17 protein-coding genes are annotated in these 19,967 nt (G+C 42.6%); 14 read left to right on the top strand and 3 right to left on the bottom strand.

Annotated features, from left to right (window positions below; all coding sequences use genetic code 11):
- Positions 1–181 precede the first annotated feature (181 nt).
- Positions 182–1,654 carry a DEAD/DEAH box helicase gene (locus QZW82_RS07495; RefSeq protein WP_293146672.1) on the top strand — a complete coding sequence of 491 codons (1,473 nt, stop codon included), beginning with the start codon at positions 182–184 and terminating at the stop codon, positions 1,652–1,654.
- A 384-nt stretch (positions 1,655–2,038) separates the two neighbouring features.
- On the opposite strand, the gene QZW82_RS07490 is transcribed toward QZW82_RS07495, so the two are convergent.
- Positions 2,039–2,599, bottom strand: a complete 561-nt coding sequence (locus tag QZW82_RS07490) for a hypothetical protein (RefSeq protein WP_293146670.1) — start codon at positions 2,597–2,599, stop codon at positions 2,039–2,041.
- Positions 2,600–2,918: 319 nt separating this feature from the next.
- Here QZW82_RS07490 and QZW82_RS07485 point away from each other — a divergent pair, with 319 nt between their 5' ends.
- Together QZW82_RS07485 and QZW82_RS07480 are read left to right on the top strand one after the other, a co-directional pair.
- Positions 2,919–4,118, top strand: a complete 1,200-nt coding sequence (locus tag QZW82_RS07485; protein WP_293146668.1) for a Coenzyme F420 hydrogenase/dehydrogenase, beta subunit C-terminal domain — start codon at positions 2,919–2,921, stop codon at positions 4,116–4,118.
- A 92-nt stretch (positions 4,119–4,210) separates the two neighbouring features.
- Positions 4,211–4,894, top strand: a complete 684-nt coding sequence (locus QZW82_RS07480; protein WP_293146666.1) for a leucine-rich repeat domain-containing protein — start codon at positions 4,211–4,213, stop codon at positions 4,892–4,894.
- Positions 4,895–5,007: 113 nt separating this feature from the next.
- Here the strand turns inward: QZW82_RS07480 and QZW82_RS07475 are convergent, their stop codons facing one another.
- Together QZW82_RS07475 and QZW82_RS07470 are read right to left on the bottom strand one after the other, a co-directional pair.
- Complete coding sequence (locus tag QZW82_RS07475; protein WP_293146664.1) at positions 5,008–5,379, bottom strand: DUF2237 domain-containing protein; 372 nt, start codon at positions 5,377–5,379, stop codon at positions 5,008–5,010.
- Positions 5,380–5,430: 51 nt separating this feature from the next.
- The gene (locus QZW82_RS07470; protein WP_293146662.1) at positions 5,431–5,892 is read right to left on the bottom strand and encodes a GNAT family N-acetyltransferase; all 462 of its coding nucleotides are present in this window, start codon (positions 5,890–5,892) and stop codon (positions 5,431–5,433) included.
- 393 nt (positions 5,893–6,285) lie between these two features.
- Between QZW82_RS07470 and QZW82_RS07465 the strand changes: the two genes are divergently transcribed.
- The 11 genes from QZW82_RS07465 to QZW82_RS07415 all read left to right on the top strand — a co-directional run bounded on the left by QZW82_RS07465 (position 6,286) and on the right by QZW82_RS07415 (position 19,846).
- Entirely contained in the window at positions 6,286–6,870 is a 585-nt protein-coding gene (locus tag QZW82_RS07465) for a TetR/AcrR family transcriptional regulator (RefSeq protein ID WP_293146660.1), read from the top strand.
- Between the two features lie 7 nt (positions 6,871–6,877).
- Complete coding sequence (locus tag QZW82_RS07460) at positions 6,878–8,380, top strand: efflux RND transporter periplasmic adaptor subunit (RefSeq protein ID WP_293146658.1); 1,503 nt, start codon at positions 6,878–6,880, stop codon at positions 8,378–8,380.
- 14 nt (positions 8,381–8,394) lie between these two features.
- Positions 8,395–9,027 carry a CatB-related O-acetyltransferase gene (locus tag QZW82_RS07455; protein ID WP_293146656.1) on the top strand — a complete coding sequence of 211 codons (633 nt, stop codon included), beginning with the start codon at positions 8,395–8,397 and terminating at the stop codon, positions 9,025–9,027.
- Positions 9,028–9,073: 46 nt separating this feature from the next.
- Positions 9,074–9,409, top strand: coding sequence for a DUF2834 domain-containing protein (locus QZW82_RS07450; RefSeq protein ID WP_293146654.1), 336 nt, complete (start codon positions 9,074–9,076; stop codon positions 9,407–9,409).
- Positions 9,410–9,854: 445 nt separating this feature from the next.
- Positions 9,855–11,009, top strand: a complete 1,155-nt coding sequence (devC, locus tag QZW82_RS07445; RefSeq protein ID WP_293146652.1) for an ABC transporter permease DevC — start codon at positions 9,855–9,857, stop codon at positions 11,007–11,009.
- Positions 11,010–11,190: 181 nt separating this feature from the next.
- Positions 11,191–11,931, top strand: a complete 741-nt coding sequence (locus QZW82_RS07440; RefSeq protein WP_293146650.1) for a DevA family ABC transporter ATP-binding protein — start codon at positions 11,191–11,193, stop codon at positions 11,929–11,931.
- A gap of 185 nt (positions 11,932–12,116) precedes the next feature.
- Positions 12,117–12,713: a hypothetical protein gene (locus tag QZW82_RS07435; protein WP_293146648.1), complete on the top strand. Its 597-nt coding sequence runs from the start codon at positions 12,117–12,119 to the stop codon at positions 12,711–12,713.
- Positions 12,714–12,868: 155 nt separating this feature from the next.
- Positions 12,869–14,017 (top strand): VWA domain-containing protein, encoded by a 1,149-nt coding sequence (locus tag QZW82_RS07430; RefSeq protein WP_293146646.1) that lies wholly within the window; start codon positions 12,869–12,871, stop codon positions 14,015–14,017.
- Between the two features lie 14 nt (positions 14,018–14,031).
- Positions 14,032–17,283, top strand: a complete 3,252-nt coding sequence (locus QZW82_RS07425; RefSeq protein WP_293146644.1) for a tubulin-like doman-containing protein — start codon at positions 14,032–14,034, stop codon at positions 17,281–17,283.
- A gap of 78 nt (positions 17,284–17,361) precedes the next feature.
- On the top strand, positions 17,362–19,002 hold the full coding sequence (locus QZW82_RS07420) for a hypothetical protein (RefSeq protein WP_293146642.1): 1,641 nt from the start codon (positions 17,362–17,364) through the stop codon (positions 19,000–19,002).
- A gap of 58 nt (positions 19,003–19,060) precedes the next feature.
- On the top strand, positions 19,061–19,846 hold the full coding sequence (locus QZW82_RS07415; protein WP_293146640.1) for a hypothetical protein: 786 nt from the start codon (positions 19,061–19,063) through the stop codon (positions 19,844–19,846).
- Positions 19,847–19,967: the final 121 nt, after the last annotated feature.

Below are 19,967 nucleotides of genomic sequence, written 5' to 3'. Positions count from 1 at the left end.
CGGCTGTCGAATCGGTAAATTAGTCACCATCGACGGAGCTGCCCTATACTCGATTGCTATTTGAAAAGGTGCGCGCAGGCGCAGCACCATACAGAACTCACAATGAGTTCCTGCCCTAGAGCAGAAATCCGCATCCGAGTTGGGCAACTTAGAAGGCTAAGACTCGTTATTAGGAGAATTAATGAATTTATTGTTTGAAGGTTTGGGTCTTTCCGAAGAACTCGTTCTCCATCTGGAAACACTCGGCTTTACAGAACCTACTCCCATCCAAGTACAAGCAATTCCGCACCTGCTAGCAGGCCGCGACGTTGTGGGTCAAGCTCAAACTGGAACGGGCAAAACGGCAGCATTCTCGTTGCCCATCTTGGAGCGGATTGATTTAGATGTAACAGCGGTACAAGCATTGGTGCTGACACCGACTCGTGAATTGGCGATGCAGGTAACTGAAGCTATCCGCGATTTGAGCGGTATCAGCAGCGAGGGCCCGGTAAAACTCGGTCGCTCTCTGCAAGTTCTGACAGTGTACGGCGGTCAATCGATCGATCGCCAAATGCAGCGTTTGAAGCGCGGCGTTCACATTGTTGTCGGTACACCCGGACGCATATTGGATATGCTCAGCCGCGGCAGCCTGAAACTCGACAAGGTACAGTGGCTGGTTTTGGATGAAGCTGACGAAATGCTGAGCATGGGCTTTATCCAAGATGTGGAAAGAATCTTGGATGCTGCACCAAAAGACCGTCAAACGGCATTTTTCTCGGCGACGATGGAAGCTTCTATTCGGAAATTGGTAGCGCGGCATTTGCGCAACCCAGTCAACGTCACCGTAGAACAACCAAAAGCAACGCCGAAACGCATCAGCCAAGGCGTGTACATGGTTCCCCGCGGCTGGTCTAAGGCAAAAGCTTTGCAGCCAATCCTAGAAATGGAAGACCCGGAATCGGCGCTGATTTTTGTGCGGACTCGGCAGTCGGCGGCGGAACTTACCAGCCAACTGCAAGCCGCAGGCCACAGTGTTGATGAATATCACGGTAATTTGAACCAAGCACAGCGGGAACGTTTGCTGCATCGGTTCCGCCAATGTCAAGTCCGCTGGGTAGTGGCGACTGATATTGCGGCCCGCGGTTTGGATGTGGATCACTTGACTCACGTAATTAACTACGATTTGCCAGATAGCGTAGAAAGCTACGTTCACCGGATCGGACGCACGGGCCGGGCTGGCCGCGAAGGAACTGCGATCACGCTGATTCAACCAGTGGATCGCCGCAAATTGCGCTTGATTGAACGCCACGTGCGATCGAGCTTGACTGTACGAAACATTCCGACACGGGCTCAAATAGAAGCTCGTCAGTTGGAAAAGATGCAGGGTAAGGTTCGCGAAGCTTTGGCCGGCGAACGGATGGCATCTTTCTTACCTCTGGTGTCTCAGTTGTCTGAGGAATACGACTCCCATGCGATCGCCGCAGCAGCTTTGCAAATGGCCTTCGATCAAAGCCGTCCGGCTTGGATGGGCGCCGATTACGCTCAACAAGAAGATCCCCCTATTGGTGGAGAAAACAGCGTCAAGCCAATCTTGATCAAGAAGCGGGCTAAGACTGGCGCGCCGACTAATTCAGTCGGTTCGAGCGTTCCTGCTCCCGTTCCCCAGAACAGCTAATTAGTAGGGTGCGCGCTGCGCGCCTTATTTTCTAACTGGTAGGGTGCGAAATTCGCACCTTATTTTTTTATGTGTGGAATTAATCCATAGGTACGTAGTTGCGCTTCAGCGCTCTTTCATATATAGCCTTTCTCAAAAAGATGAGGTATGACTCATAGCTTATATAACCAGTTCCACTAAGAGGGCCCAAGCCCAACAACGTCCGCGAATCTTTCTGAGAACCGCTATATATATAAAGAGCGCTCAAGCGCAACTACGTACCTAGACTGCCCGTGATGCTCAATACTTGTTGTGAGCAAACCTGAAAATCCTCGGAAGCTAGAAGGACTGAAGTCCGAACGATCGAACCTCTAGATAAGGATTTTTGGAGGGTTGTGCAATATTTTAGTTGAGTTGCGTGCCGACAATAATCTTTTGCACGCGATCGCCCTTAAGTTCCAAAACCAAATTAGAGGCCTTTTGGTCGTTGCTGTAAGTCAACCGACTCACTCCACCCTGCACCGATTGCGAGCTGTAACCGTAAGTTTTAAGGACTTTTTGACTTTTATCTCCTACCTTAATACTACTCGTTGTTACGTACTTGGGATTCGTAGTAGAAATTAAATAAACTTTGCCATTCCAGGCTGCTACCGTCAATTTCGAGTAGGTTAGCGTGCGAATCTTGCCACCCATAGCCTTGCTACCCGGTTTCGTTTCATCCCGCTGGGGTTTGCCCAACTTGCGTTTAGCCTCTTCTACAGACATCCCCAAACGCACACCGCCAATCCCCAAACGCGAATAATCGATCGCCGCCGGCTTTTGTGTGGCGTTCAACATACTTTCTAGAGCGACAGCAGTTTGATTCATACCCACAACAGGGCGAATTAAAGCAGCAAATCCGAAGCTCGAAATTGCGATATTGAGCATGATGCCAGCAACGGCTGTTGTCACAAACAATCTTACCATTTTTTTATACCTTTATTTTGCAGTTTATTCCTGCAATACCCTGTTATATCCGGATAAATACTAATGATTGCGGGCGAATACAATTCGCTCCTAAACAGCCAAAGTCCGCCTGCGAGGACTAAAGGAGTAAGGATATTCATCCCCAAAAATATAACATAGAGAAATCCGGTTTTAGTAGGGGGCGTACCCCCGTGCTCGTCTTTATTCGGGGTTTCTGAATACCAACACCATTTTACGTTTAATTAGCGCGAATACTTCATCACCGGAATGGGTGTGATATCCTAACAAAAGCCCTTTCTCCATAAAATTTGCAATTTAGATGACCGCCATAGATTCCACTAAACACCAGAAATCTAAAGCCCTGAAACCGGGCAGCCGCCGCCCCGCTAAAGAACTTTGCAGCGAGTGCGGTTTGTGCGATACATATTATATCCATTATGTCAAGGAAGCTTGCGCTTTCTTAACTCAGCATATCGCAGAACTGGAAGAGGAGATTCACGGGCGATCGCGCAATCTCGACAATCCCGACGATTGGTACTTCGGCGTCAGTCAAAATATGATGGCGGCCAAGAAAAAAGAACCAATAGAAGGCGCTCAGTGGACGGGAATTGTCAGCACAATTGCGATCGAAATGCTAGAAAAAGGCATCGTTGAAGGCGTTGTCTGCGTCCAAAATACCAAAGAAGACCGCTTTCAACCGATGCCGATAATTGCGAGAAATCGCGAAGAAATTTTGGCAGCAAAAGTCAACAAGCCAACTCTATCTCCCAACCTTTCAGTGTTGGAACAAATCGAAAAGTCGGGAATGAAGCGGTTGTTAGTTATTGGCGTTGGCTGTCAAATTCAAGCATTGCGAACAGTCGAGAAACAACTCGGTTTAGAAAAGCTCTACGTTCTCGGAACTCCCTGTGTAGATAATGTCAGCCGCGCGGGATTACAAAAATTCCTAGACACGACTAGCCGTTCTCCTGAAACGGTGGTGTCTTACGAGTTTATGCAAGACTTTAACGTTCATTTCAAACACGAAGATGGTTCGGAGGAAAAAGTGCCATTTTTTGGATTGAATACGAAGGAATTGAAAGATGTTTTTGCTCCTTCTTGTTTGAGCTGTTTTGATTATGTGAATTCCTTGGCAGATTTAGTTGTGGGCTACATGGGTGCACCTTTTGGCTGGCAGTGGATTGTGGTACGAAATGATACTGGGCAAGAAATGTTAGATTTGGTAGCGGATCAGCTAAACACTCAGCCGGTGATGTCTCGGGGAAACAGAAAAGAAGCGGTTCAGCAGAGCATTCCGGCTTATGAAAAAGGAGTGACATTGCCGATGTGGGCGGCGAAGTTAATGGGAGTTTTTATTGAGAGAATTGGGCCGAAGGGTTTGGAATATGCTCGGTTTTCAATTGATTCTCATTTCACTCGCAATTATCTGTATGTGAAGCGGAATTATCCCGAAAAATTGGAGGCTCACGTGCCAGAATATGCGAAGCGGATTGTCGGGCAGTATAAGTTGCCAGAGTGATTTGATTAGGAGAGTTTATAATTGATGTTTTGTCGGGACATGGCAATGCGGTGTCCTTGTATGCAGTTGCTGAAAATTAGAGGTACAAGATTATGACACTTACGGTTGCACAAAAACACATGAATTTACCAAAGTCGATCGCACTTGCTTGTTGTGTACTCCTCGCATCATGTGAAAATAAACCTTCGGAGTCAGCCTCCGAGACGAAACCGGGAAACAGTCAAGGAACATTTGCTCAACTGTGTCGCGAGAAAGCTTCTTTGAGTGCTGAAGCCAAAAATACTGTTGAGGTGTTGTTGAAGACAGCAGGAACTACTGAGTGCGAGGTGGCTAATCAAAAACTGTCGAGTATCACCGAACTCGATCTCAAAAACAATAAAATCAGCGATATCACACCCTTGAAATATTTTACTCAACTGACGAGTCTAAACCTTGGGGGTAATAACATCAGTGACATCAAACCGCTGGAATCTTTGACTAATCTGAGTTGGCTCTATCTTGGGTTTAATAAAATCAGCGATATCACGCCTTTGCCATCTTTGACTAAGCTAAATTGGCTATACCTCAACAACAATAAAATCAGCGATGTCAAATCCTTGCAATCTTTGACTAAAGTCAGTGAACTCAATCTCAGCGACAATCAAATTAGTGACATCAACTCCTTAAAATCTTTGACTAAACTGACTGCGCTTTCCCTCAGCGGAAATCCGGCTCCCAAAACTTGCCCTCTCAAGCCAGAGTCTATTTGTAAGTGGGGAGCGCCAACTAAATCATAAAACTTTATAATGACATCGATCGCCTTTAAATACTTCAGTCGCAAATGATGATAAATTTGGTATTTATCGGAAAAGTGCGATCGCCCTTATCGACTAAAAGCGATCGCACATTCCTACAAATCAGCAGCGTGTTCCTTCAACTCGTCCAAAGAAACGTATTCCAAAGTTAAGACATGAGTCGCCGACAAAACCACAAGCGGCGCACATCCAGCATCCATTGCTTCCTTCCAACGAGGGGCACACAAACACCAACAATCCCCTGGTTTCAATCCCGGAAATTTAAAGTCTGGAACCGGGGTACTCAAATCGTTTCCCATTCTTTTGGTGTACTTCAAAAACTCTTCTGTTACTTTTGCACAAACGGTGTGAGCCCCTAAGTCTCCGCCACCCGTATTGCATTTTCCGTCCCGATAATAGCCTGTCATGGGCGATGTGCAGCAAGTTTCTAATTTTGTGCCCAGTACATTTGTCGCTTCCGTAACCATCGCAGCTCCTCCACACAACTCTGCGATCTAATTTTACACAAAAGGTGGTTTTTATATATTTTTTTCCATTGCAAAGTTAATAAATTTTTGTCCTCTCCGCTCTACTTCTTGCTTTCGGATCATCATAAATCCCTGGGTTTCAAAAAAAGGTCTAGCTGTAATGCTGGCTTCGGTAAATAACTTTCTAAGTCCTAATTCTTTGGCTTTTGACTCAATTTGTGTTAAAATTAGCGTCCCAACTCCTTGTCTTTGAAAGTTTTTGTGGCAGTAGAAGCGATCGATATGGCCGTTGATTTCTAATTCTCCAAAACCTGCGATTGTATCGCCCTCTTCTGCTACGAAGGTAAATTTACTGCTTAAACTTTGCATCCATGTTTGAATATCGGTATCTGCTGGCGCCCAAGCATCTACTTGGGCTGTTGTATAATCGCGGATATTTACTTCGTGCACGGTGTCGTAAAATAGTTTGACAATTTTTTCAGTGTCGCCGATTTCGTAGGTTCGTACTTTCATAATAATTAAGAGTTAAAAAAAAGAATGCTACTCTAGATCGGCTCAAAACCACGATCGCAATCTGTCATTTCCCATTCTAAAATCTAAAATCTAAAATCGACTGACTGACGCAGATTGATGGCGGGGTGTTTTGGATTTTAGGCTAAACTCGCCCCGACAAATCGACTCTAAAAATAATTAGACTCCACCCCTTGACAAGCTATGATAGTCTGTGCGACATTAATTATAACAACTGTTCGATATACTTATTTTTTTCCAAGCTCAGCCGTCAAAAGCTTTCTTTGTATTAGTTTATACTATATCGGATGTTCGATATAGGAATATTCGGTCGATCGCCCTTAAATCTCCGATAACCTAGGATCCAGAATCAAAAATCTTAAGATCGATCGACCTATGCCAAAAATAGTTGACCGCGAATTGTACCGCAAAGAATTACTGAACAAAAGTTTTGAGCTTTTTGCCGAAAAAGGCTATTCCTCCGTCACAATGCGAGAAATTGCCTCAGGAATTGGAGTTTCTACAGGAACCCTTTACCACTATTTCCCGAGTAAAGAAAGTTTGTTCGAGCAGTTAATTGTATATTTGAGCTATGAAGATACAAAAGAAGAAGCACTGGCTGAGTTAGGAAATCCACCAACTCTCGGAGAAAAAGTTGAACAACTGATGAATTATCTCAGCGGAATTGAAGATTATATGCTGAAGAATCTGTTAATCACCTTCGAGTTTTGCCACCAAAAGACTCGCAAAGAGATTGATAGCAATCAAGCACTCCAGCTAGCAGGAAAGCGTTATGAAGAGGCACTCATTTGCTACCTGGGGATCTCCGATCCAGCGCTCGCTAAATTTGTCATTTGTTATATTGACGGTTTGGTGGCAAGAAGATTTTATCAAGGCGAAAGGATATCTTTTACAGAACAAGCGAATGTATTAAAAAATATATTACTCGCTTATTTAGAAAAAAAACAACCGCAAATTTAGGAGGAATATGAATTTTCAATCTTTCATCAAGCCTAAAAATAAATTGGTAATGGGATTGGTAGTTGCTGGCGCTGCTATTAGCGTGGGTACAACTTTTTACGGCATTTCTCAGTTTGGATCTTTAGCTAAAAATGCTGAACCTTTACCCGTAGAAACACCTCCGCCCCGAAAAATCACGGCTTTGGGAAGATTGGAACCGCTGGGGGAAGTGATTCGGTTGGGGGTGTCGCAGGCGTTGGATGGCGATCGCGTGGCGAAGCTTTTAGTCAAAGAGGGCGATCGCGTCGAAGCAGGGCAATCGATCGCAATTTTGGATGCGGGCGATCGGCTAAAATCTGCTTTAGACGAAGCCAAAGAAAAAGTCAAAGTTGCTGAAGCCAATTTAGCCAAGGTAAAAGCGGGCGCCAAGTCGGGAGAACTTGCAGCACAATCTGCGACAATTGGCAAGCTAGAAGCCCAATTGCAAGGAAACCGGGAGGCGCAACAAGCAACTGTCGATCGGCTGCAAGCGCAATGGGAAGGAGAAAGGAAAGCACAGCAAGCAACTATCAGCAGAATAACTGCACAATGGCAAGGAGAAAGGAAAGTACAAACAGCCACAATTAGCCGTATAACTGCACAATGGCAAGGAGAAAAAATAGCACAAACTGCCACAATTAACAAGTTAAAAGCCGAGTCTACTAATGCTGAAACCGAATACCTGCGGCACAAAGAACTTGTTACCGAAGGCGCAATTTCTAACTCCGTCATGGACAGCAAACGACTGTCATTAGAAACAAGTCGCCAGGAACTTAAAGAAGCCGAAGCAAATCTCAGTCGCATCAACAGTACGGCCAAACAGCAGCTTAAAGAAGGCGAAGCAAATCTCACCCGAATTAACAGTACAGCAATCCAGCAACTAAACGAAGCCGAAGCAAATCTTGCCCGAATTAACAGTACAGCAATCCAGCAGTTAGTAGAAGCTGAAGCAACACTTAAGCGCATCAAAAACAGTGGCAGTGAAGAACTAAAAGAAGCCCAAGCAACTCTCGACAAGATAGGCGAAGTACGCCCCGTAGATTTGCAAGCAGCCCAAACCGAAATCAACAGCGCCATCGCCCAAGTCAATCGCGCTCAAACCGAATTAAATCAAGCTTACATCCGCACTCCCCATGCCGGAAAAATCCTCAAAATTCACACCCGTGCCGGAGAGAAAATAAGCGATAACGGCATTGCAGACGTGGGAAAAACTCAGCAAATGGTAGTTGTTGCCGAAGTTTACCAAACCGACATCAGCAAAATCAAGGTAGGGCAAAAAGCAGGTGTTACCAGCCAAGCATTTTCAGGAGAATTGCCGGGAACTGTTAAAGAAATCGGGTTAAAAGTCAGCAAGCAAAACGTGTTTAGCAACCAGCCGGGAGAAAACTTAGACAGCCGAGTTGTGGAAGTAAAAATTCACCTGAATCCTGACGCTAGCAAACAAGTTGCGGGATTGACAAATTTGCAGGTACAAGTAGCAATTAAAAATTAAGGAGATTGAGAAACATGAGAGAATTTGGACTAGAACCAAAGCGACCTTATCCGATGGTAGACCAGCGCCGGGTTTGCTTTATCAAAAACTTTGTTAAATCGCCCAATATTATTGTCGGCGATTACTCTTACTACGACGATCCGATTGACCCAGAAAACTTTGAGAAAAATGTACTTTACAATTATGGCAGTGAGAAATTAATTATTGGTAAATTTTGTGCGATCGCCACCAATGTCAAATTCATCATGAACGGTGCAAACCACAAACTCGATGGCATTTCAACTTATCCTTTTCCTATCTTTGGCAACGGTTGGGAAACAGCCATGAATCTATTAATCGAACTGCCAAGCAAAGGCAATACCGTAATTGGCAATGATGTTTGGATCGGCTATGAATCCGTCATTATGCCCGGAGTCAAAATCAGCGACGGTGCAATTATTGCTGCCAAATACGTTGTAGTAAAAGACATTCCCGCTTACACAGTTGTCGGAGGAAATCCCGCAGGTTTAATCAAACAGCGTTTCAGCGATGCTGAAGTTGCACAACTATTACAAATTCGGTGGTGGGATTGGGAAATTGATAAGATTTCGCGCAATATTAACTTAATTATGCAATCCGATATTAAAGCACTCAGTAATACTGAGTAAACTCGCCCATACATGGATTTAAAATTAACAAAGTGGAGGTTTCCCAATGCTTCAAATTGCCTACTTAGTTCTCTGTATTCTAGGAACAGCTTTGCCCTATTCCCAGTTTATCCCGTTTCTATTAGAAAAAGGGTTGAATGTCAACGAGTTCTTTGGACAATTATTTGCGAATCAGATTTCCGGTTTTTTCGGCATGGATGTCATCGTGTCTTCCGTGGTTTTGTGGATTTTTGTTTTTAGCGAAGGTTCGCGTCTGAAAATGAAAAATTTGTGGATTTATATTGCCAGTAATTTACTGGTTGGTGTTTCCCTAGGTTTACCTTTATTCCTCCTAATGCGCCAACGTCAACTTGAACAAGCAGCTTTAAGCGATCGACAATAAATAACTAATCACCAATTCCCAGTTTTCAATTCTCAATGCCAATGCTTCGATTTTGCTCCTATGCCAAAATACGGTTCAGCTAACACTGTTAATTCCCCGGATATCCCCCTAAATTTCCCTTAAGAAGGGGGAGACTTCGTAGCACCTTCTTGTTCCCCCCTTTTTAAGCTACGGTGTACACACAAGTCCGATATCTGTGAACACAAGTCCTAAAACCCTTATCTAGCATGAATCTCATCAATCCCGTTCATTCTCACTAATTTTAAGCTATTGATTCGGCAAAACGAGAAATCAAGGTTCTAGGAAACAGGATTTGTACAATATGGGTCAGCGGTAGACTTGTGTGTACACGGTAGCCTTTTTAAGGGGGGCTAGGGGGATCTGTATTATCTGAACCGTATTGCCCAATTCCCAATTCCCAATTCCCGATTTCCAAACAAAACTTATGTTTCGCAAAACACCCCTTGCTTGGTTGCAAGTAACTAGAGAAAAAACTCGCCTTGCTGTTGCTATCGCAGGAATTGCCTTTGCAGATATTTTGATATTCGTGCAACTGGGATTTCAAGATGCACTCTTCGACTCTGCCGTTAAGCCGCACCAAAGTTTACAGACAGATTTAGTTTTAATCAATCCTCAAGTTGAAACTTTTGCAGCGGTAAAACAGTTCAATAGAGAACGACTTTACCAAGCGAAAGGAGTGGAAGGAGTCAAGTTCGTGACTTCATTATATATTGGTACGGGAGAGTGGCGAAATCCTACAAACCGCACTACTAGAAGGATTTTGATTTTTGGTATAGATCCCGGAAATATCACATTTAATTTGCCCGAGGTCAATCAAAATTTGCATCAGCTTCAAATGTTTAATCGCGTGTTGTTTGACCAAGCTTCTCGACCTGAGTACGGCGAAATTGCCAATATTTTCAACAAAGAATCTACGCTAGAAACTGAATTAAACAAACGCAACATTCAAGTGGGAGGAGTCTTTACTCTCGGTGCTTCCTTTGTCGCCGATGGCAATGTCATTGCTAGCGATTCTACATTCATGAACTTATTTCCCGATCGCAAACCTGACGAAATTGATGTCGGCTTAATCAACCTAAAACCCGGTTCTGATATCAAAAAAGTCCAGTCAATGCTCAAAAATATATTGCCAGATGATGTCAAAGTTTTGACTTTGGCAGAATTTGCGGAAATCGAAAAAGCTTATTGGGGAAATGCTACTCCCATCGGCTTTATTTTCGGATTCGGTACAATTATCGGGTTCATTGTTGGTTTGATTATTGTTTACCAAATTCTTTACTCGGACGTTTCAGATCACTTAGCCGAATACGCGACTTTAAAAGCAATGGGATATAGCGATCGCTATTTGGTCGGAGTCTTGGTTCAAGAAGCTCTGCTATTAGCTGTATTAGGCTTTATGCCGGGAATTGTTTTAGCCAACGGACTATATTCCCTAGCACAATCTGCCACTTTACTGCCAATTGCGATGACAGCAAATCGAGCGACTGTGGTATTGACTTTAACGATTGTAATGTGTACTGGTTCCGGCGCCCTCGCCCTCCGCAAACTCCAATCAGCAGATCCCGCAGACATCTTCTAATCTGCGTTTATCAGCGTCAATCTGCCATCAAACTGATATGTTGCACCATTCTCAAGAACAGGCTTTCCGGCCTGTTCCACAACCTAACTGATGTTTTATTGTGGGGTGGGCTTTGAGCAGCGCCCATAAAAAGCTTTTTGATGCAATATGTCATGTCAAAAAAAACTCTTCTGAAATCATCATGCAAACTCTAAATTCACCCGCCAACCCAATCACCGCAATCGAAGCAGTAATTTCAGTCCAAAACCTCAACCATTACTTCGGTCAAGGCTCTCTCAAAAAACAAGCCTTATTTGACATTAATCTCGATATCAACCCAGGAGAAATAGTAATTATGACGGGGCCATCGGGTTCGGGAAAAACAACTTTGCTGACGATGTTAGGCGGGCTGCGATCGGCTCAAGAAGGCAGTCTGAAAATCTTGGGACAAGAAATACGCGGCGCTGGGAAAAATCAGTTAACCAAACTCAGAAAGCAAATTGGCTATATTTTTCAAGCACATAACTTGATGACATTTTTAACAGCTAAGCAAAACGTGCGAATGTCTTTGGAATTGCACAAAGAAATGCTAAATCAGAATATCGATGCTTTGTCAATAAAAATGTTAGAAGCAGTGGGTTTGGGAGAACGGGCTAATTATTATCCCGAAAATTTGTCGGGAGGGCAAAAACAAAGGGTGGCGATCGCCCGGGCGTTAGTCAGTCACCCTAAAATAGTATTAGCGGATGAACCGACCGCCGCACTTGATAAAAAATCCGGGCGAGATGTCGTAGAAATTATGCAAAGACTAGCAAAAGAACAAAGTTGCACGATTTTGCTAGTCACGCACGACAACCGCATTCTCGATATTGCCGATCGCATTATCTACATGGAAGACGGCCGTTTAGTGACAAATTTAGCCGATCGGGCAATTAGTCATTAGTCAGTAGGGGCGGTGCCCCCGTGCCCGCCCTCTTAGTCGTAGAGTGCGTCGCCACAAAGAATATCTCAAAAAATAAACAATCGATGAGTGACGCACCAAACCAAGAATCATTAGTCATTTGTACAAGATGTGAGTTAAAATTAATGGTGAATACTCCCTATAATAAATAGTACAAAGTAACCGCAATGGTTTACAGCGAATTTAATTTAGAAAGGGTCAAAAAAGACTTTAACCTAACTACTTTGGAAAGGTTAAATATTTTTGCGGACGCACCTGAAGTAGAAAGCAGTCAATGGCTGAAAGATACTTTGCAATACTATCAGCCGATCGTCCGCGGCAGCAACAGTGAGAAAGCGCGATCGGAACTCATCATAGCTCCAATTTTGGTAGAATTGAAAAGACAAAAGAATGAGTCAGTAAATTTATTCTCTGGAGTTGATTTCACCGTTGACGAAGCTAAAGGGTTAAAAGGAATTTGTGATTTTATTGTTACCAAATCCCCAGAAGTTTTTATAATTACTGCCCCAGTAATTACGATTGTCGAAGCCAAAAAAGAAAATATTAATGCAGGTTTGGGGCAGTGCGCTGCTGAAATGGTTGCTGCTAGAATATTTAACGAGCGATCTGGTAATGAAGTTGAGGCAATTTACGGAGTTGTCACAACGGGAAGTATTTGGCAATTCCTGAAACTGCAAGGGCAAGAAATAGAAATAGATTTAAGCGAGTATTATCTCAAAGACGTGAATAAAATTTTAGGCATTTTGGCGATCGGCATAACTTGATCGAGATGATGTAGGTTAATTGGATTTTGTAAACTGTGACACATTTCAATTGTAGATATTATTTTCCCTATTGCCTATTCTCTTGTGTGGAGTGTCACCATATTTATATGCACAACAGGTTATAATACTCTGAATAACTTTAGGGTTGTACTTCCTTGGCTGATTATTGTCCGACAGTTACTCCCGGGCAACCTCTTGCCCCTTTACAAAAAACTGGTCTAGAATTGGTTGCTCTTTTGCACGGAGGTCGCGATGTAGTTTTAGCAATTGATTTGACGGAGAGTGTTGGCCTTAACGATGAAGGTCGCATCCGTTTGCGTCAGATTGTTGAGGATAGTTTGCAACCAGGAGATACGGTTTATATTGTTCCTTTTGCAACAACAGTAAATCCACTGCCGCCCAGTGTCAACCCTCTACTACCAGAAAGCTCTATTAAATTTAATAGCAAAAAGGATATTGACCTAATTTTGCAGCGTATACCTTTTCAGCCAAATCTAAGTCTTCAAAATACCGATATTCAGCAGGCTGAACTTACCATTTATCAAGGTCTTGCGAATCTTAATCAGTGCCGTTTGGGGCAGAATCAACCAATTAAACCTCAGTCTGTAGTTTGGACTACTGATGCCCCACTATCTACTAAGTCGCCAGCGAGTTCGGATGACTGGGTAGAAACACCCGCAGATAGTCCGTTTCGGCAGGGGAACTCTCAAGCAAGTCAACAGCGTCAAGCTTGGTTTCAGGTATTGCCTTTGCGGAAGAGATCGTATACAATTACGACCAAGGATAATAAAGGATACGAATTAAGTGTTGTTGATATTTCTCCTAATGTACAGGAGTTTTGTACACCGGCACCGGGAGGGCGAGAAACTTGTCTAGTTTCTGCTTATTTATTTAATCAGTTATGGTTGCCGCTATCAATTTCGGGAATTGTCCTCGCTGCTGCTATAGCTACTACTATCAAGTTCTGGCGCCTGCAAAGGAAATGGAAGCTGGCTGTAGATTTGAGAGCTACTGCGAAAGAGGATGACCAAGTATGCTATCTGGGAAATAATCAAAGAATTGCGATCGGCGAGTACGAATCAAGCTGCGCTGATTCGATCGATACTCCAGGGCCAGAAGTCAGAGCTTATTTAGTAAGAAAGGGAGAAAAACTTTATTTAGAGCCAACTGGGGAAGCTACTATTTTTTTGAATGCAAAAGAAGTCATTAAGCCGACTTTGATAACTAATACTAGTCGAATTAGGCTCAATTGTCCTATTTCTAACAAGCAAGATTACGAAATTGTAATTCAAGTCAAAAAATAAACAATCAGAGAGATATGACTCAATCTACAAGCAGCGATCGCCAAGTGCGGGGTATAAACAGGACGGTTTGCATTGGTTTAGGCGGTACAGGAAGAGATGTATTAATGCGAATTCGCCGCTTAATCGTAGATCGCTATGGAGATTTAAGTCAGTTGCCGATTGTGAGTTTTGTTCACATCGATACCGACAAGGCCGCAACACAAGTATCGGGTTTGCGAACTGGTAGTACCTATCACGGTGTTGACCTGAGTTTTCGCGACTCTGAAAAAGTAGGCGCGACAATGACATCCGCAGAAGTAACTAACTTTGTGCAGGGATTAGAACGGCGTTCTAACTACGATCGCCAAGGGCCTTACGACCATATAGCCCGTTGGTTTCCGCCCCAATTACTGCGAAATATTAAAGCAGTAGAAGAAGGAGCAAAAGGAATTAGACCTGTAGGCAGATTGGCTTTTTTCCATAACTATCAAAAGATTAAAACAGCGGTAGAAACCGCAGAACGGCGGACGCGAGGACACGAGGCAATTTTACTAAAATCTGGCTTAAGAATTGAACCGGGATTGAATATTTTTGTCGTGGGTTCTCTATGCGGTGGCACTGGTAGCGGAATGTTTTTAGATGTTGCTTATAGTCTCAGACAAGCTTACGGCGATGCAGGAGCTCAAATTGTCGGATATTTGGTGATTAGTCCGCAGTTATACGGCAATACTTCTAATATGAGTGCCAATACTTATGCTGCACTTAAAGAACTGAATTACTATACTACTCCTGGTACTAAATTTGAGGCTTGTTATGATATGCAAAACTTAGTTTTAGTGCAGGAATCGCGACCGCCTTTTGACTATGCTTATTTAGTTTCCAATCAAACTGCGGGCGAGTATTCGATTCTAGAACAGCGCAAATTATGCAATGTTATTGCTCATAAAATAGCACTGGATTTTTCGGGAGAATTAGCGCCTGTAGTTAAGGGGATGCGGGATAATTTCTTGCAGCATTTGATTCAGTGGGATGACCATCCGCGACCGAATATCCAGCGGTATTTAACTTTCGGACTGGCGGCGATTTATTTTCCCCGCGACATTATTGTCCAAATTGCATTAACTCGAATTAGTTTAAAATTGGTAACATTCTGGTTAAATGGAGAGGGACAAAGCCCAGATCCACAGTCGTCACTCGATCAATTTTTAATTCAGTATCGGTGGCATAGCGATTTGGCTAATAAGGATGGTTTTACTCTCAAATTAGCAGCAGCAGTGCAAGAATCCAATAAGACTTTTGCTAGTACGCTCAATACTTGGAGAAATGCCAAGTTAGAGAGAGTAATTAATGATTGCAAAAGTAAGGACGATCGCATCGGAATCAGGCAAACTTTACCGCGAGAGTTTCGCGATCAGTTTCGCAAAACTCAGCCAGGGGAAACTGAGACTACAAGGGGAATTTGGCTGACAAGATTGTTACAAATTCGTCCGACGATTACGGAACAGCTTAAACATGATATCGATGAGTTTTTAGCTGGTTTGTTGACTCCGGGAAATGTGAAATTTTCGATTAAAAGCAGTCGCGATTGGTTAGATGCTTTGCAAACTGATTTGAATCGTTATCAGCTTCAGTTGGAGGAAGAGATTGCTAAATTTGGGGGGACTCGCAAGCTGGAAGATTTGGAGAAAAAATGGCGAGATGCGGAAGAGATTATTGAGGAGATTGAGCAAAAATTTGACTTCCCAATTTTGGGAAGCAAGAATCGGCAAGTGCAAGCTGAAGCTAAAAGAGTTGTGCGGGAAGTCTGCGATTTAATTAAGCACAACTTTGATTTAGTGGTAACTCAGGAAGTGCTGCAAATTGTCGGAGATTTGCAGAAGCACGTTTTAGAACGTTCAACTCAGGTGGCTGGTTTTAACCGCTTGGTAGGCAATCTGAAGAGTGACTATGAGAAGGAGGAAAGCGATTTAAGACAATTGAATTTTGATGAAATGAGCGGCGAGGCAATTTTTGATAATAAAGATATTGATGGATGCTATAAAACCTTGCTACCGGAGCAAGATTTTCGCTCTCAGTTGGTGTTGGTGAGTAAGGAGATTACAAAAGTTTCGGGAGTTGGAGATTCGATTGCTTATTTGATCGATCGCACGGCTCAATTACAAGTACAAAACGAAATTGATTTGACAGTTGACAGGTTATTTGGTTCTCGCAGCACTCAGATTGTTCAATCTGTGATTAAGCGTTTTATCCAAAATTATTCGATTCAGGATCGTTCAACTCGTTTGGGACAAATTAGACAGGAATCTGAGCCACTGCTACGCTTAAACTTGAGCGATCCCTACTTCCGTAATAGTCCTGCGAAAAAAAGTGAGTTAGTAGGTTTTAAGGATACTGACGAGTCGGAAGTTCAGCAGTTTAAACTTACTTTGGGACGGGATTTAGGCATTGGAGAAAGTGTTCTGAAACCTACTCAAGCTGAGGATGAAATTTTAATTGTGACTGAGTATGCGGGGTTTCCTCTGAGACTGATTAGCGGTTTGGAACAGATGCGAAATCCCTACATTCGCGAACTAAATTCTGAGAGTTCTTTTCTACACAATGACTACCGAACTCGGTTTACTGATATTATTCCGCCTGATGCTCTTATTATGGAGGAATTAGAGGATATTTTTTATCCTTGTTTGGCTTTCGATCTGATTGGTAAAAATGCAAATACCCAGCAGTTGGAGTTTTCGTATTATGACGAATTGCGGGACTGTAATTCTAATGCTGGGATTAGTTCAGTCTGGAATCAAGCACTCGAAGAATTGGCGAATCGGCGGGATATGACTGATGCTTTGAAGGGGTTGTTGGACGTAGCGATCGCTCGGATTGATAAAAATCCTAATCTTTGGGAAGATGACTATTTACCGAAGCTACGGAATTTTGTAGATTTGGTAGATAAGTTGCCGGAGAATCATCCTAATTATCCTTACAAAGCTACGGTGGTAGGGGTTCCTGGAACTACTGAAATGCCTGCTAAGGAGGGGATTATCAATCGTTTTCGTAAGAAAATGGCTGAAAGATTTAAAGGTTTACAAATTTCTAAAACTTCGCCTCCGGGAATCGGTGCTTTTCAGGAAGTCATTCAGGCAGAAATAGTTGATGAGCCTACTGATTCTGTTGATAATCGTGCTAAGAGACGGCAAGAATTGGAGCTGTTAAAACAGGATGTGAATGGTGGTATTATTACCGATCAGGAGTATGAAAAGGAGCGGCAAAAGATTTTAAATAAGTATCCGATTTGATGAAATTGTGGCTGGCGGGTTTACCCCGCCTTTTGCAAGACAGGGATCTAGCATTGTTCATTCTGGAGTTGATCGATTATGCCTTACTTTTTTGACTTGTTAAAATCATTGCCAATATACTTGCGTATTCTGACTATACTGCTGGTGATTTTACCTGCTTTATTTGCTGCACTCCAACGAATTAGTCTTTATGGCAATTTAGTGCAAAAGACAAAAGAAGTAAGATTGCTACTGAAGGATAACAAAGCAGGCTCGAAACCGAGAATTGTTGAAGACTTGGAAAGTAGATTTAAAGCTGCTAGTGATTATCTAGAAGAAGTGAATTCAGCCGCTTTGATTGATGGAATTTATGGTGAACAGAAGATTCCATTTTTGGGGATTCCGTTTGTTGGTTACGATTGGATAGATTATTTCTGTCGCATCTTACCTAATCTGTTGCTATCTTTTGGTTTATTAGGTACTTTTTTAGGAATTACGCTGAATTTATCTAATCTGAGTCAAACAATTACTCAACTTCAGGGAAATACAGATATTAATCAGGATTTAGTATTTGCTGAATTGCAGAAGCCGTTGCAAGGGATGGGAATTGCTTTTATTACCAGTCTGATAGCAGTATTTTTTAGTTCTGTTTTGACGGTGGTCAATTTTATCTGGAATACGGGTTTAGCTAAGTCACAGTTAATTAGCTCTTTAGAAGATTATTTGGATAATGTTTATCAGCAAGAAATACAGGGACAAACTCGCCTTGATAAAGTAGTTAAAGGCATGGCCGATACATTTGACAACTTTTTAACTAGATTTGGTCAAACTGTCCGTGAGGGTGTGGAATCTGCTCTAAAAGAAAAGATTGAAGAAATCATTAAAGCTAATCTTAAGGCTGCTAGTTTAGCGGAAGAAGTTTACGGTCGTTTAGCAGAAGCTTCTGGTACAATTGCTAGTGGTGCTAAGGAATTTCAGGAAGCTGCGCGTAGATTTACAGAAGCGACTAACACATTGGAAAATAGCGATTTTCCAGAGAAATTATCAAGGGCTACAGCTAATTTAGCTACCACACAAAGTAATTTCTCTAATTCCGCTTCAAGTTTAGCTGATACTGTTGAATCTCTGGGAACTACCTTGAGTCAAATCCTGGATTTTAGCCAACAGTTAGTAAACGTGACAGAAGAAATCAGCCTGCTAAATCAGAGTTCAGTCCAAGTATTAGGGTTGCATCAAACTAATCAACAGTCACTAAGCCAAATTATTCCACAACTTCAGCAAGGCTCGCAGAGTTTTAAGTCTGCTGTCACAACGCTTGACAAACTACAGAACAGGATTGTAGTTAGAGTAGATAGTTTGGATAAAGTACAAGTTGAGTTGACAAAGTTAGTACAGACTATCAATAATTATACAAATCAGGTCAATCAAGGGATTGACTCTATGACTGGCGGGATTACTAAAACTATTAGCCATCAAACGGAGAATAACAATTTACAATCGCAAGCCATCGTTGCAAGTATTAACTCTTTTGCTGGCAGCATTGCAGAAACGATGAATAATCAAGCTGATAGTAACAGGCAGCAATCGGAAGCGATCGCCGAAAGTATTGAGCGATATGTCCATCACCTCAGTGACATAAAATCTGAGCTGGCTGAGTTGGTAGAGACTTTAAGAGAGAAGATAGAAAGTCCGGTTGTTGATAAACATCTCAGCGATCCAAATTCCTGGGGACAGCTATAAATTCCAGAGAATATGCCGAATGAGTGATTTTTTTAACCACAACTGAGAACTTTAAATTATGCGTCGCCGAGCCCGTCCCGCAGATTCCCATGAAGACCTCAATATCTGGCCAGCCTTCACAGATTTGATGTCTAACGCCTTTATGATTATAAATTTATTCCTGTTACTTGCCTTAGTGAAATCCGTATTCTTAAAATCAACATCAGAAAATACAAGCGACGAACTGGTTAATACTCAAAATAAAATTATCATGCTAGAAAAAAAATATGAAGATTTGCAGGGCGAACAGCGGGAAAAAAATAATCAAATTACAGAATTACAAGGACAAATAGAAAGCCTAAAATCACCACCTTTAATAATCATCAAAGATTCCGACAATTTCCAAGATCGCCCTCTAAAATTCGAGGCAGGAAGAGCCGATTTACCTGAAGGTCTGCGTTTATTTATTGACAATAAGGTAGTCAACCAACTTGAAGATTTTTCCAAGCAATATCCCGGTTATGTTGTAGAAATAATCGGTCATACTGACGGTCAAGAAACAGTAGAGCCTGTTAGCAATTTAGATCAAACCTTAGAAAATGTAGCTAGTGGTAATGAATCTGTCAGTAACTTAAAAGCAGGTTCTAATGCAGATTTAGGATTAATGCGGGCCTTAGCAGTAGTCAAAAATCTCCAAGATTTTCAACAAAAAACTGGTCGGTTACAAGGTTTAAAATTCCGTGCTTATTCAGCAGCACAACTATTCCTAATTTCTGGAGAATACGCCGGAACCAATCGTAGTCCCGATCCCACTAGGAGGCGGATAGAAATTCGTTTCACACCCGCAGCAGTGGAAAAATGTTAGTGTCATGAATTATTCGCGGGGGGTTCCACGGTCATGTTTGGCATGATCTCGCTCTACGACGAGGCAAAAAACTGTGAGACAACTGGTTTCATTGGGAAAGGCTCCAATCTCATCAGATTTG

Origin of the sequence: Microcoleus sp. bin48.metabat.b7b8b9.023, assembly GCF_013299185.1 — a bacterium.
Lineage (GTDB): Bacteria > Cyanobacteriota > Cyanobacteriia > Cyanobacteriales > Microcoleaceae > Microcoleus.
The sequence above is the reverse complement of the archived record's forward strand: the minus strand, read 5'-3'. Positions and strand labels throughout refer to the sequence as shown.